General features: G+C 46.9%; 11 protein-coding genes. All 11 read right to left on the bottom strand.

What is annotated here, in order from left to right; all coding sequences use genetic code 11:
• Positions 1–7 precede the first annotated feature (7 nt).
• Complete coding sequence (yhbY, locus tag G6R27_RS05150; RefSeq protein WP_213819996.1) at positions 8–322, bottom strand: ribosome assembly RNA-binding protein YhbY; 315 nt, start codon at positions 320–322, stop codon at positions 8–10.
• A complete protein-coding gene (gene yqeH, locus G6R27_RS05145) occupies positions 322–1,482 on the bottom strand; it encodes a ribosome biogenesis GTPase YqeH (protein ID WP_213819995.1) in 1,161 nt (386 codons plus the stop codon). The genes yhbY and yqeH overlap by 1 nt, the downstream gene beginning before the upstream one ends.
• Positions 1,483–1,488: 6 nt before the next feature.
• The gene (locus G6R27_RS05140) at positions 1,489–2,040 is read right to left on the bottom strand and encodes a YqeG family HAD IIIA-type phosphatase (protein ID WP_213819994.1); all 552 of its coding nucleotides are present in this window, start codon (positions 2,038–2,040) and stop codon (positions 1,489–1,491) included.
• A 103-nt stretch (positions 2,041–2,143) separates the two neighbouring features.
• Positions 2,144–2,719 carry an aggregation-promoting factor C-terminal-like domain-containing protein gene (locus G6R27_RS05135; protein WP_213819993.1) on the bottom strand — a complete coding sequence of 192 codons (576 nt, stop codon included), beginning with the start codon at positions 2,717–2,719 and terminating at the stop codon, positions 2,144–2,146.
• A 141-nt stretch (positions 2,720–2,860) separates the two neighbouring features.
• Positions 2,861–4,174 carry an APC family permease gene (locus G6R27_RS05130; protein ID WP_213819992.1) on the bottom strand — a complete coding sequence of 438 codons (1,314 nt, stop codon included), beginning with the start codon at positions 4,172–4,174 and terminating at the stop codon, positions 2,861–2,863.
• A 249-nt stretch (positions 4,175–4,423) separates the two neighbouring features.
• Positions 4,424–7,303, bottom strand: a complete 2,880-nt coding sequence (gene uvrA / locus G6R27_RS05125) for an excinuclease ABC subunit UvrA (RefSeq protein WP_213819991.1) — start codon at positions 7,301–7,303, stop codon at positions 4,424–4,426.
• 68 nt (positions 7,304–7,371) lie between these two features.
• Positions 7,372–9,384, bottom strand: coding sequence for an excinuclease ABC subunit UvrB (uvrB, locus tag G6R27_RS05120; RefSeq protein WP_213819990.1), 2,013 nt, complete (start codon positions 9,382–9,384; stop codon positions 7,372–7,374).
• Between the two features lie 116 nt (positions 9,385–9,500).
• Positions 9,501–11,615: an LTA synthase family protein gene (locus G6R27_RS05115; RefSeq protein WP_213820036.1), complete on the bottom strand. Its 2,115-nt coding sequence runs from the start codon at positions 11,613–11,615 to the stop codon at positions 9,501–9,503.
• Between the two features lie 24 nt (positions 11,616–11,639).
• Positions 11,640–11,894, bottom strand: coding sequence for a DUF1797 family protein (locus G6R27_RS05110; protein ID WP_213819989.1), 255 nt, complete (start codon positions 11,892–11,894; stop codon positions 11,640–11,642).
• Complete coding sequence (locus tag G6R27_RS05105; protein WP_213819988.1) at positions 11,887–12,924, bottom strand: lysylphosphatidylglycerol synthase transmembrane domain-containing protein; 1,038 nt, start codon at positions 12,922–12,924, stop codon at positions 11,887–11,889. Before G6R27_RS05105 ends, G6R27_RS05110 begins: the two co-directional genes overlap by 8 nt.
• Before the next feature lie 11 nt (positions 12,925–12,935).
• Positions 12,936–14,003 (bottom strand): LTA glycolipid anchor biosynthesis glycosyltransferase, IagA/BgsA family, encoded by a 1,068-nt coding sequence (locus tag G6R27_RS05100; protein WP_213819987.1) that lies wholly within the window; start codon positions 14,001–14,003, stop codon positions 12,936–12,938.
• Positions 14,004–14,005: the final 2 nt, after the last annotated feature.

Raw genomic sequence — 14,005 nt, 5'->3', positions numbered from 1 at the left:
GCTCTCCTTATGCTAATTTGTTGATTTCTAAGGAGTACTTCACGTACTTTGCATCCTTGGCTTCTTCGTACAAAAGCACCGTCTTACCAATGACTTGCGCCACCGTAATCGTCGATTCCTTTTCGATGAAGGCAGCCAAATCCTTGGCTGACCATTCAGAACCTTGTTGGACGTTGACTTTAACCAATTCGCGTTTGGCCAAGGCCTTTTTCACTTCAGCCAACCATTCCGCTGACGCACCAGCCTTTCCAATTGAAAAGATCGGGCTCAACGTATTGGCTTGTGAGCGCAAGTAGCGCTTTTGCTTTCCTGTTAATTGCATTAGATCATTGCCTTTCTCAAGAATACGGAAACGGCCTTCGGCGCATAGCCTTTAACTGTGACACCAGCTGGTAGGGTAATAAAACCAAGTCCAGCAATCACTAAATCGGCTGTCGTCTTAGTCGTGAATTCATGCCCAACAAGGCCTTGCTTGTCCTTTGGAACAGGTGCCAAGAGTTCGCCTCGGTGTTTCTCGTAAAAATCATCAGCACCAGCTAGCTTCGTCCGGTGCAAGTTCAAGTTGTTTTCAAAATAGAAGGTCGCAGAGGTCTTCTCGTCTGAGTGACTGGCAATCAAATCAAAGCGGGCCAAGCCGCCGATAAAGACCGTCTGTTCTGGATTCAGTTGATACGTCCGGGCCTTAATCTCGTTTTTTGGCAAAACGTATTTGAGGTCCTTGTCTGCTACTTGGTGAGCGTACTGATCCGCCTTAATGATTCCTGGCGTGTCGATCAAGGACTGGCCGTCGTCCAATGGGATGGCAATCTGATCCAAGGTCGTGCCTGGGAAACGAGAGGTCGTGATCAACTCCTGCACACCAGTTTTTGACTTGATGATTTGGTTGATCAAAGTCGACTTACCCACGTTAGTTGTTCCCACAACGTAGACGTCGCGATTTTGACGCAAATCATCAATCGTTGTCAAAAGCGCATCGAGGTTGGCGGGGTGAGCTGCAGACGTCAGCGCCACGTCAACCGGCTTAATGCCCTGCTCCTTCAATTGACCACGAACCCAGTCCTTGATTTTGTTTGGCTTCAATGACTTTGGTAGCAAGTCCACCTTATTTCCCACCACAAAGATCGGATTGCCCTCGCCAACAAAGCGGGGAAGCCCAGGAATTGTCGAACCAGAAAAATCGAACAGATCCAAAACGTAGACAATTAAGGCCTTCGAGTCAGACACTTGGTGCAAGAGTTTGATAAAGTCGTCATCCGTCAACGAAACCGGTTGGATTTCGTTGTAGTGACGAAGGCGAAAGCAGCGTTGGCAGAGCAGCTGATCAGAATTCAGCTGCTTTTGTAAGGCTGACATGGGCAGATAACCCGCCTCTTCTTTGTCACTACATTGCATCAAAGCCCCGCAACCGATGCAGTATAGCCCTTCTTGCAAGGCTTCTTGCACCGCTTCTTTTGTTGCCGGAGTTGGTTGTTTTTCTACCATATAGGCTTAATCTTCCTTTGCTTGGACGGCTTTTTCAAAGGAGTCATAAAAGACCGGGCCATCCTTTTTATAAATCATTTTCTTTGCTTGGTTTTCGATAAAGCGATTCAGCCAAGTCTGCCACATGTCAGATTCGATCAAGCGCTTCACTAAGACCGAAGGCACCCCTGCCAGATGAGAGGCCCAAACATCCGTTAACATTTGATCGCCGACCATCAAGACGTCATCTTTGTTCAGATCGCGGTCGTGTAGCACTTTCAAAATGCCACGTGGGAGTGGTTTCAAAGACCAGGCTACGTAATCAACATCCAAGCCGCCAACCGCCTTTTTCACGCGGTCCCAAGTATTGTTCGATACCACGATCACGTCAATCCCAGAAGCCTTGGTCTCCTTCAACCATTCATGAAGTTCAGGAGTCCCTTCCGGATTATTCCAAGCCAAAAGCGTGTTGTCCAGATCAGTCAAGACAGCTTTGATACCGTTTTTCTTTAGCTCGTCAACGGATAAATCATAAACCGATTGAACGCAGTATGTGGGTTTTAAAAAGTTTAGGACCATGGCGTTTACTCACTTCATTCTTTATGTCCATTATATCATGGATAAGTCATCTTCTTAGACAAAAAAGGACCCCAGCGGGGCCCTTTTATTTGAAAAATTCAGATTAATACCAACCGTTTGATTGGAAATGTGAAATGGCATTCGCCACCGTACCATAACGGGCAGCGATATAGCCTTGCATCGCCTGCAGTTGGACGGCGTAATTGCCGACATAGTCTTGTCCGGCTGCATACGTGGCGTAAGCAGAAGGTGACAATTGTCCGATTCCATAGAATGAACCGTTTGACGCATTCACGTTACCAGATGATTCGCGTTGGATCAACCAGTTGATATCACCGGTAGCTTCCGTGACGGTTTGAACAGGGGCGCTCACCGTCGTCACTTGGGCAGCTGTCGTGTTATCGTTTGATGATGACGTATCAGCAGAAGTATCTTCTTGCGTGTCTTCTGCTTGCGCATCGTCGTTAGAAGCCACTTCTTGGTTGGCAGCTGAAGTTTCTAAGCTCTTAATGTTGTCCAATGATGAAACAGCCGTCTTAACTGTCTGACCATTGACAGAACCAGAAACCTTAACGGCCTGGTCAGTCGTTGATTTTGAATTATTAAATTGTGAGTTGACAGCAGTTAGTGCAAGACCAACGACTGCAACGCTTGTAAGTAAAATTTTATTAAACATCATGTCTTTTATTATTCCGGAACAAGATTACATGAACATTAAAGTCATGTAAATTCTTTTTAACATTCCGAAAATAACATTCAAACCTCCGTTGAATTCCGTGAAAACAACCGCGAAGAGCGGGCGTTTGCTTGGTGTTGTTCGTTATTTCCTGTTATTTAACCAGTAGTAGACCGGTAAACCTAATAATACTATGATAACGGAAATCAACACACCATGCAAATCGTTCATTAATTCGGACACTTCAACATAGAGTGAACCAAGAATGGCGATGATGGGAATCACTGGATATAAGGGCATCGAAAAGTCGCGCTTTTCCCCTTTGGGGTCACGGCGACGCAAAATGAAGGCGCCGATAAAGGCCAAGATGTAAAAGAGGAAGGTGATAAAAACAGCATAATCCGTCAGCTGGTTAGGATCCGTCACCCACATCATCAGATAACCAATCCCAATCATCAACCAGATGGCCGCATTAGGGGTCTTAGAAGAAGCATGTAACTTGGCAAAGGTCTTGGCAAATGGGAATTCGCCCTGTTGGGCCATCGCATACAAGACTCGTGGAAAGGAAAGCACCTTGCCATTCAATGTACCAAGCAAAGACACCAACACAGCAAGCGAAAGCAAGCGACCACCAAAAAGACCAAAGGCAGCTTCGGCGACGTGAACCGTTGCTTGTTCCCCATAGGCAACAATCTGATTAGCGCCCAACGACGAGAAGGTCCCGTAAGAAACGCCAACATAGGCGACGATTACAACTAACAAGCCATAGACGATGGCTTTTGGTAACGTCTTTTGCGGATTTTTGATTTCACCCGAGATGTTGGCCAAGGTCACCCAGCCATCATAGGCGAAAAGCGTGGCCAAGACAGCCACACCAAAACCGCCACCATGTGAAGAAACGGTGTGAACCGTTTGTCCGAGCGCATCATTTTGACCGAAGAAAAGGCCAAAAATCGTCAAGCCTACAATCGGCAACAACTTAATCGTGGTGGTAAGCACTTGGAAGAAAGCGGAATTTTTGTTTGGCAGTGAATTTAACAAGCCAATCAAACCAAGACCAACCATCCCCACAGGAATCGACCACATTTTTGGTAGGTTAAAAAGCGCGGTGAAAAGCAAGCCAAAATATGAGGCAATCGCCCCCATCATGGCAGGCCCATAGAAAACAACCTGCATCCAACCTGACAAAAAGCCGATCGTCTTTCCATAAAGCTTAGTCAGATACAAGTACAAGCCACCGGTTTCTGTCATCTGTGAACCAACTTCGGCAACCGTCATGCCCGCTGTTAATGTCAAAACACCACCAGCTAGCCAAGCCAAAAGAGCCATCGATGTCGAACCGGCCGTTTGCAAAATCGCTCCTTGTTTGAAGAAAATACCGGAACCAATGATCGTTCCAATCACCAAGGCAAGCGATGACCAGAGGCCAAACCCGCGATTCAGTTCTTCCTTTTCCATACGTCAACCTCCTTCAAAAAGTCCATAATACGATCTATTTTACCATGCTTTGAAGCAAAAAAAGCGATTCGAAGAAAAAGTTCACTACGGCCATTGGCTGAAACGCCAGGCTTTCCTCCGCTAATCCTTTTAAGACCAGAGGGGCAGTGCTTGAACCAATTGGCAAATCAATGCGAAAACGGTCCCTAACAGCCATCTATTCAGCCATCAAAAAAAGCACCGATCGACGACCGATGCTTTCATTATCTGTTATGTTGCCGACTGCTGCTGTTCACGTTGCAGATCGCGTGCCATAATTTCCTTTAAGTATTTAGCCGTATATGACGCCGTACTCCTTGACACCTTCTCAGGCGTTCCGGTCGCGATAATTTGGCCACCTAAAGCACCACCTTCAGGGCCAAGATCAATCAACCAATCGGCTGATTTGATCACGTCCAAGTTGTGCTCGATGACCGTGACGGTGTTCCCGTTATCGACCAAACGGTTCAACACTTCGAGCAGACGCTCGATATCATCTGTGTGCAGACCGGTCGTCGGCTCATCCAAAATGTAGATGGTCTTGCCGTTCGTGCGACGGTGCAATTCTGAAGCTAACTTCATCCGCTGGGCTTCACCACCAGACAAAGTCGTAGCAGACTGTCCGAGTTTCACATAGCCTAACCCGACATCGACCATCGTCTGCAAACGACGGGCAATTTTAGGAATGGGAGAAAAGAAATCAAGCGCTTCGTCAGCCGTCATGTCTAAGACATCTGAAATCGTCTTTCCCTTATAGGTCACTTCGAGTGTCTCAGAGTTATAACGTGTGCCATGACAAACCTCACAATCGACGTAGACATCGGGCAAAAAATTCATCTCAATCTTAATGACCCCATCCCCGCGACAGTTTTCACAGCGACCGCCCTTGGTATTAAAAGAAAAGCGGCCCTTAGCATAGCCACGCAACTTAGCCTCATTGGTTTGGGCAAAAAGGGTCCGGATGTCATCGAAAACGCCCGTGTAGGTTGCGGGGTTCGAACGCGGTGTCCGACCGATGGGTGACTGATCAATGTCAACGACTTGCTCAACGTTTTCAACACCCTCAATTTTTCGATAAGCCCCGGGCTTGTTCGAATTCTTGTTCAGCTTTTGTTTCAAGGCCCGCTTTAAAATCGTGTTGACCAAAGTCGACTTTCCAGAACCAGAAACGCCGGTAACCGCCACGAATTTACCAAGCGGGAACTTAGCCGTCACGTTCTTCAAATTGTTTTCTTTGGCTCCTCGAATGACGATTTCTTCGCCATTACCCTTGCGGCGGGACTTGGGTACCGGAATAAACTTCTTACCTGAAAGATACTGTCCGGTTAATGACTTCGGATTAGCCATGACCTCTTGTGGCGTGCCCGCAGCCATGATCTGACCTCCCAGGTTTCCAGCACCAGGACCCACATCGATCAAGTAGTCGGCTGCGTTCATCGTATCCTCGTCGTGTTCGACAACCACTAAGGTGTTGCCAAGATCACGCATCGCTTGCATCGAAGCTAAGAGCTTATCATTATCCCGCTGGTGCAGCCCAATCGATGGCTCATCTAAGACGTAGAGTACACCGGACAAATTCGCCCCAATCTGCGTGGCCAAACGGATTCGCTGCGATTCACCACCAGACAAAGTAGCAGCAGAACGCGACAAAGTTAAGTAGTCTAAACCAACAGACTGCAAAAAGCCCAAGCGATCCTCGATTTCCTTTAAGATTGGCTGGGCAATTTCTTTATCTTGTTGACCCAAAGTTAATCCAGCAAAGAAGTCGATCTCATCGTTAACAGGCAAATTCGAGACGTCTCCGATGTTTTGACCGCCAACTTTAATCGATAAGGCGGCCTTGTTCAGGCGGTACCCATGACAGGCTGGACAAGTCAGTTTGGTCATGTATTGGGCCATGACGTCACGCGTGAAATCCGAATTTGTTTCTTTGTAACGGCGAGCAATATTGTTCATTACGCCTTCGAATGGCTGATCCACATCACGAACACCACCAAAGTCCGAATTAAAGTGAAAATGAAAGTTTTGATCACCAGAGCCATACAAGATCATTTCCTGCTGCTCTTTTTTCAAGTCCTTAAAGGGCTTGTCCATCGGAATCTTGAACTGCTCACAAAATTGCTCGAGCAAAGCTGGGTAGTAGTTCGACGAAATGGGATGCCAAGGCGCAATCGCCCCATCTTTTAAAGTCAAGGAGTCGTCTGGGATAACCAAGTCGATGTCGACTTCCTGATTAGCCCCCAGTCCCTGACAGACCGGGCAAGCCCCATCTGGCGCATTGAAAGAAAAGAGCCGCGGCTCCAAACGACCTGGACGAAAGTCCTTCAACTCCCCCAAATAATGGTCGGACATCCGAATTGCTTCCTGCTTGTCCTCCCCTTCTCGTGCAACTGGCTCTAAGACGACCAGGCCATTGGCCAATCCCGTAGCGGCTTCGATGGAATCAAAAAGCCGCGAACGCGAACCATCGCGCAAGACGACACGGTCGACCATGATCGAGATATCGTGGAATTGATTGCGTTCGAGTGAAAGCTCGTCTTGCTCATCCAATTCGACAATTTCGCCATCCACTTTAGCCCGCAGGTAGCCTTGCTTTTGCATCTTTTCGAAGGTCTTTTGGTGACTCCCCTTCTTATGTTCAATGATCGGCGCAAAAACTTGCAGCCGAGTGCCCTCAGTTAATGTGTGTTGGACATAATCGACCATTTGATCAATCGTTTGGACGATCTTTGTCCCGTCGGCTGGGTCATCTGGCTTTCCCACCCTGGCAAACAGCAAACGGAAGTAGTCCGCAATTTCGGTCACCGTACCAACCGTCGAACGGGGGTTATTGGACGTCGTCTTCTGATCAATCGAAATAGCAGGCGATAACCCGTCAATTGAATCAACGTCTGGCTTATCCATTTGTCCCAAAAACTGCCGAGCGTATGCGGAGAGCGATTCGACGTAACGGCGCTGTCCTTCGGCATAAAGCGTATCAAAAGCCAAAGAAGACTTTCCTGAACCCGATAACCCGGTGACAACCGTCAGCGAGTCTTTTGGAATATCAACGTCAATGTTTTTTAAGTTATGAGCGCGAGCGCCCCGAATTTCAATGTTTTTCTTAGCCATGTTTTCCTCTACTTGCTAAAAAGCCCATCCCTGGGCTTTTTCGTTCGATTGCAAAGCGACCGGTGCGATTAGCGCCCTGCCTGCTTTTTTAATTTCATGATATTATCGCGAACCTTGGCAGCCGTTTCAAAGTCCAATTCCTTAGCAGCGGCCCGCATTTGGGCAGCCAAGTTTTCCAAGATATCAGTCTGATCAGACTTAGGCAAGTCGGCAAAGTCGATTTCGGTCATATCAACCGCTTCGGCTTCCTCGGTCGGCTTCGTGGACGAGATCAAATCACGAATTTCCTTCTTGATAGTCTGCGGTGTGATGCCGTGTTCCTTGTTATAAGCCATTTGAATTTCACGACGACGGGCCGTCTCATCGATGGCTTCCTGCATCGCCTTGGTCGTCTTATCGGCATACATGATCACATGACCGTCCGCGTTACGGGCGGCACGACCAATTGTTTGGATCAAAGAACGAGGGTTACGCAAAAAGCCTTCTTTGTCGGCATCCAAGATCGCCACTAGGGACGTTTCCGGCACGTCGATTCCCTCACGAAGCAAGTTGATGCCGACCAAGACATCGTATTTGCCAAGGCGGAGCTCACGGATAATCTTGGTCCGCTCCAGAGTCTTGATATCCGAGTGCAAATAAGCCACCTTGATCCCGACATCCTTCAGGTAATCGGTCAGATCCTCAGACATTCGTTTAGTCAAAGTCGTGATGAAAACGCGTTCGTTTTTCTCGATGCGCTTATTAATCTCACCCACCAAATCATCAATTTGTCCCATGACTGGTCGAACTTCGATTTCTGGATCGAGCAGACCAGTTGGTCGGATGATTTGTTCAACGACGTCTTTTTTCGGTACGCGTTCGAGTTCGTAATCACCCGGTGTGGCCGACATGTAAATAATTTGGTTCACGTGATCTTCGAATTCAGGCAGTTGTAATGGCCGGTTGTCTAAGGCCGATGGCAGACGGAAACCATAGTCAACTAAAGTCTGCTTGCGGGCCCGGTCCCCGTTATACATCCCGCGTACTTGTGGCATCGTCACGTGACTTTCATCCACGACAATCAAGAAATCATCTGGGAAGAAGTCCAAAAGGGTAAAGGGCGCTTCGCCTTCTTTGCGGCCATCCATCCAACGGGAATAATTTTCAATTCCCGGTGTAAAGCCCATTTCTTGAAGCATGGCCAAATCGTATTCGGTTCGCTGACGGAGGCGCTGCGCTTCGAGCAACTTGCCTTCTTTTTCCAGCTCCTTTAGCCGTTCGTCCATTTCCTCTCGGATGCCGACCAAGGCTTCTTTCATCCGTTCATCATCGGTCATAAAGTGCTTAGCCGGATAGATGGAAACAAAATCCTTTTCGGCCATAATCTGGCCAGTCAAGGCATTAATTTGCCGGATGCGATCGATCTCGTCTCCAAAGAATTCGACGCGCAGTGCCAGTTCGTCTTGTGACGATGGGAAAATTTCGATCACATCACCGCGAACACGGAATGTGCCACGCTGAAAATCAATGTCATTACGGGCAAATTGGACATCCACCAAGTCGTGCATCAGCTGATTTCGTCCGTATTCGTTGCCCACGCGTAAATTAATGACGTGATTTTGATACTGATGGGGATCCCCCAAACCAAAGATAGAGGAAACTGAGGCCACGACGATCGTATCATTTCTTTCGAAAAGAGAAGCCGTCGCAGAGTTTCGCAACTGGTCGATTTCGTCATTGATGGCCGAATCTTTTTCGATGAAGGTATCAGAAGAAGGCACATAGGCTTCCGGCTGGTAATAGTCATAGTATGAAACGAAGTATTCAACGGCATTATTTGGAAAGAATTCCTTCAACTCTGAGTAGAGTTGTCCTGCCAAGGTTTTGTTATGGGACAAAACCAGGGTTGGTTTGTTATTTTGGGCAATGACATTTGAAATCGTAAAGGTTTTTCCGGTACCGGTTGCCCCCAAAAGCACCTGTTCTTTCACACCCTCTTTTAGGCCTTTCACCAGCTTGTTGATCGCCTTCGGCTGGTCACCAGTGGGCTTGTATTTCGAGACAACTTGAAACTTTCCATCCTTTTTCTCTGCCTCAACCATGGCGGCCTCCTTTTTTGTATCGTGACATGTGTTCAATCTATTATAACAAATGAGACAAAAAACGAACAGATGTTCTATAAGACACATCTGTTCGTTTCAATGAACCCTCAACCGTCCTACTTTAATTCAGGAGCGCTCGTTTCATATTGGTCAACCGTACTTTGCTCGTTGTTCTTAGCAAAAAGCGAGGTTGGGTTTGATTTTTGGTTTTGCTTCAAGGTCTTAAGAGCCGATGCTTTTTGGTAATCATACTGTGATTTATCAACAGTATACGCATTCAGTCGGTTCTTATCGAAACGAAGCAAATCACCCGTGATCACCTTATCAGAATAAGACAATGATTTGTCAGCATAAGCCTGAACACGTTTGGCCGTTGCCTTTAAAGCCGGATTAGCATTCATCGACAACTGTTGGCCCGTCTGCGTGTCGTAATATTCGTTTCGATACTTGGTATAGCGTGGCGTGACCCAGTCTCCGTTTCGGAAGATAACGGTTTGTTGGTTCTGCTGGGAGAGCAAATCATGGCCGAAAAGCGTCAGGCCATCGGTTGAAACACCAAGCAAGTGCAAAAGCGTTGGCATCATGTCGATTTCACCACCATACGTGTGGTTAATGCCTCCCTGAAGACCAGTTCCATGAATCATAAAGGGCACTTTTTGGAAGTTGGCCAAATCATAATTGTTAACCGATTCCTTACCAAGTAATTTGGCAATGGCGTCCTTGTGGTTTTCAGAAATACCGTAGTGATCCCCATAAAGAACAAAGGTCGACTTATCGTACAGGCCAGTCTTCTTCAGGTAATTCATGAGTTCTCCGAACGCCTCATCGAGGTAGTGGGCCGTTTGCACGTAGCCATCAACCGTCGAATCCCCTGTTTGTGTGGCTGGGAAGTCGATGTTTTCCTTATCCAAAGTGTAGGGATAGTGGTTCGTTACGGTAATCAACTTCGCATAGAAGGGCTGAGGTAACTGTTCGATGTATTGGGCCGAGTCCTTCAAGAAAATCTTATCCTTCAACCCGTAGCCAACCGAATAGTTGGCTTTGTCAGAATTTGGATAATAGTTCTTCGAGAAGAAGTAGTTATAACCAAAGGACTTGTAGGTGTTGTTTCGGTTCCAAAAGGTCGAGACATCCCCGTGGAAGGCCGCTGACGTATAGCCCTGCTGACCCAAGATGCCCGGCATGGATTCAAAGGTGTTGGAGGTCCCGTACTTTGTCATGGCTGAACCCGTTGATAGCCCATACAAGGAGTTTTCCTGCATCATTTCGGCATCGGATGTCTTCCCCTGACCAACCTGGTTATAGAAGTTATCAAAGGACAACGTATTTTGGTCGTGATAAAAAGCGTTTAAGTTTGGCGTGACTTCCTGACCATCAACCTTGTAATCCAAGAGGAATTGTTGGAAGGACTCCAAGTGGATAACAAAGACGTTTTTGCCCTTTTGTGTGCCGTAATAAGAAGTGTTAGCCGGCACATTATTTTCATTCAAGAAGTTCTGAACGTTCTTTAAGTCCTGCGCCGTTGCTTCTTTACGAGAATCGGACTGCTTCTTGGTTTGAAAGGCGTTAAAGGCTGCATATTCATTCAAACCCATGTATTTGACAATGTAGTTGTTGTCAAAAGAACGCGTCAGCAAGCCCGAACGATCAACGGAAGCGATACCAAAGTTCACCAACATCAAGGCTAGGCCCAAAGCAGTGGTTAATAAGGCATAACGCTTTTTTAAGCCGGCCTTTTGAATGGGCCAAAACTTGAACAAGAGCAAAACCGCCAAGACGATCAAATCAAGATAGACCAAAAAATCAGTTGGCTTGATGATGGCGGCAATCGACTTGCTCAAATTATTGCCCGTCGACGAACCGGAACCAAGAATACCAAAGGACAAAAAGTCCGAGAATTCGCGATAGTACAAAATATTTGCAAAGAGCCAAACCGTCTGAATGAGGTTAAACAACCAGACCAAAAAATAAGCTAACCGCCCCCGGAAGTAAAACGCGATTCCGAGCAAAATGATCGCCGTCGGAATTGGGTTTACAGCTAACAAAAAGAGTTGAATGGGACCGCTTGCCCCAAGGGAAAAGTTAAAAAAGTAGTTCAGGTAGGTCTTGAACCAGACCAAAATCAGGTTCAGGACAAAAAAGCCCGTCAAACTGCGCCACCAAGGCCCTGTCTTTTTCATCGACGACCAGGTCAACTGATCTTTAACCGAGCTCATGAAATTTTTCAGCATCATTCATTCCTCATAAAAACTGACCTAGAAGGTCAGCTGTACATCACGAAGCAAATCGTAAATCTCAATGGCGACCAAGTCAACATCGTCAAAGTGGTAGTGCTTTTTCAACCGGTGGTCCAAGAGATCCCATTCTTGATTTTCTTGGTCATAGGTCACCTGAAGCAACTCCAGACCGTAAAGATCAAAACGACGTTTTTGAAAACGGCCATCCTTTGCCTTTTCCATGGCAAACAGACGCTTCAAAATATCTTGTAATTGACTCTTTTCTTCAGACATGGCGCCCTTCTTTTTGTTCCTTTGTCGGAATGACATAGGCCAAAATTCCGGCAAAAAGACAGAAATAGTAAGTAATCAAGCGCCAGATCAAAATCACTAAGATCAAGGTCGCTGGATTTTTAACAAATGGCGTAAAGAGGAGCTGGAAAGAAAGCTCCGCTCCACCAACGCCACCAGGGATTGGAAAAAGCGAGATAACCATGACAATCATGATATTCATGGCAATAATTAGAAAAGGATTGACACTCACATAACCAAAGGCGCGAATCACAAAGTATGGGACCACGTATAAGGCGATTAGTTGCAAGCCGGTATAAGCCGTGGCAACCGCTAAAGCGCGACTCGATTTAATCACCCGTTTGGATTCCTCATGAAAGCTTACAATCTTTTGGTGCGCCTTTTCTTGCATTTGCTGCAGATTGTCACCTTTATAGATCCCTTTGATTAATTTAGCACCAAGGTCGACGACTTTCAAGGACAAAGCCGGCCAGAACATTACCAATAAAATCCCGATGATCACAACAGCGTGGATACCAATGGCAAATGGAATAAAGGTGGCAAAAGCTGGGTTGACATTTTCATAGATAAAATCTTCGGCAGCGAAGTAACCGATGATAAAGAACAAGACCACCACGATTTGATAGACCAAAAACTTCATCAAAATAACGGACAACGCCCGTGAGGCCGGCATCTTTCCACGAGTTAAAGCGTAGAGCTGAGCTGGCTGCCCGCCCGTTGCAAAAGGTGTCAGGCCGACCCCTAACTGGTTCAGCAAAGGAACGCGCAGCAAGGTGCCCCAGGACGTCTCACGGCGGTCCTCTTGACTCAGCAAGGCGTGCGTGGCAAAGGCCTCAAGCAAAAGGGATAAGACCATCATCAAAAAGCCGATCAACAAAAAGCGCCAATCCAAAACTTTAAGCGCGGCTTCCAATTGCTTGCCGCGACCCGCTAATTCATTTGTGAGGTAATAAATGACCAGGCCCGTCATTAAAAGGACGATCAGCGCAGACAATTGATTCCGACGTGACATAAAGAGGCTCCTTAAGCGTTTTGATCAGTGAAGTGAATCCCCACTGTTCCGTTTTCGTTCAAAGGTAAAGTCTTTTCATCGAGTACTGCCCGGTAGACGTGGTTCAGAATTTCACCAATGCGATGCAAATCGCGATCCTTGGCGACTTCATAGCCCGCTTTTGTCAGATCCGGACGATTTCCCGCTAAGATCGCATCCATTTGCTGATCAAAGTCGTCCAAGTCAGTGGCTTTATAGCAGTTTTTTTGATCATAAAGCCAGCCGTCATAGACCGGAATATCTCGTACCAAAAGTTTTTGCTTAGAGGCCAAGGCCTCCAAGACAACGATTCCTTCCGTTTCTTCATAAGAAGGATATAAGAACAGGTCAGCGCCAGCAAAAGCGCCTTTAATAATGTCTCCCGTGATGTAGCCTGGGAAACTCAAGTTTTTAGGATGATCTTCGATGGCTTTTCGAACCTTGGCCGGTACGATAGCCAAGTTGGTGTGGCCAAACCAGATAAAGGTCACTTCGGGATGGCGCTTGGCCAGCTCAATAAAATCAAAGAGTCCCTTTCGTTCGAAGAAAAGACCGACGGCCATCACCACCTGCTGGTTGGCTTTAATTCCAAAGTATTCCTTATAGGCCTGAATTTTTGATTCGTCTGGCGCGTATTTCGTCAGATCAATCCCGTTTGAAACCGGATAGATTGGCTGGGTTAAGCCATAATTTTCTAACAACGACTTGGAGTATGGCGTTGGCGTAATTAAGGCATCAGCCTGCCGGTACAAAGCCACCAGGTACTTCTTGTACAAGGGGGCCAGCAGATTCGATCCGAAGAAAGAATTACGGAAATCTTCATAAGTTGAGTGAGCATGGTAGACCACTTTTTTTCCAAGACGGTGGGCCTTTTTGACCATGTGCATCGACCGCACCCCATACGTGTTGATGTGGAGTACGTCATAGTCCTCACACTTTGGATCAGTTGTCACCGTTACATCGGCCACTGGACCAAGCGCCGCTTGCTGCAAGCGAAGCGCCCGGCCAATACCCGATTGGGCAATCCATTTTTGATTTTCAAAGTATAATAGGACTTTCAACG

The sequence above is a fragment of the Fructobacillus papyriferae genome, from assembly GCF_018437225.1.
In the GTDB taxonomy this organism is placed as follows: domain Bacteria; phylum Bacillota; class Bacilli; order Lactobacillales; family Lactobacillaceae; genus Fructobacillus; species Fructobacillus papyriferae.
Note: the sequence above shows the minus strand (reverse complement) of the source record. Positions and strands in the feature narration are given on the sequence as shown.

Coding starts and splice junctions, on each gene's coding strand:
- yhbY (WP_213819996.1), bottom strand. CDS start 322: ATGCAATTAACAGGAAAGCAAAAGCGCTACTTGCGCTCACAAGCCAAT.
- yqeH (WP_213819995.1), bottom strand. CDS start 1,482: ATGGTAGAAAAACAACCAACTCCGGCAACAAAAGAAGCGGTGCAAGAA.
- G6R27_RS05140 (WP_213819994.1), bottom strand. CDS start 2,040: ATGGTCCTAAACTTTTTAAAACCCACATACTGCGTTCAATCGGTTTAT.
- G6R27_RS05135 (WP_213819993.1), bottom strand. CDS start 2,719: ATGATGTTTAATAAAATTTTACTTACAAGCGTTGCAGTCGTTGGTCTT.
- G6R27_RS05130 (WP_213819992.1), bottom strand. CDS start 4,174: ATGGAAAAGGAAGAACTGAATCGCGGGTTTGGCCTCTGGTCATCGCTT.
- uvrA (WP_213819991.1), bottom strand. CDS start 7,303: ATGGCTAAGAAAAACATTGAAATTCGGGGCGCTCGCGCTCATAACTTA.
- uvrB (WP_213819990.1), bottom strand. CDS start 9,384: ATGGTTGAGGCAGAGAAAAAGGATGGAAAGTTTCAAGTTGTCTCGAAA.
- G6R27_RS05115 (WP_213820036.1), bottom strand. CDS start 11,615: ATGCTGAAAAATTTCATGAGCTCGGTTAAAGATCAGTTGACCTGGTCG.
- G6R27_RS05110 (WP_213819989.1), bottom strand. CDS start 11,894: ATGTCTGAAGAAAAGAGTCAATTACAAGATATTTTGAAGCGTCTGTTT.
- G6R27_RS05105 (WP_213819988.1), bottom strand. CDS start 12,924: ATGTCACGTCGGAATCAATTGTCTGCGCTGATCGTCCTTTTAATGACG.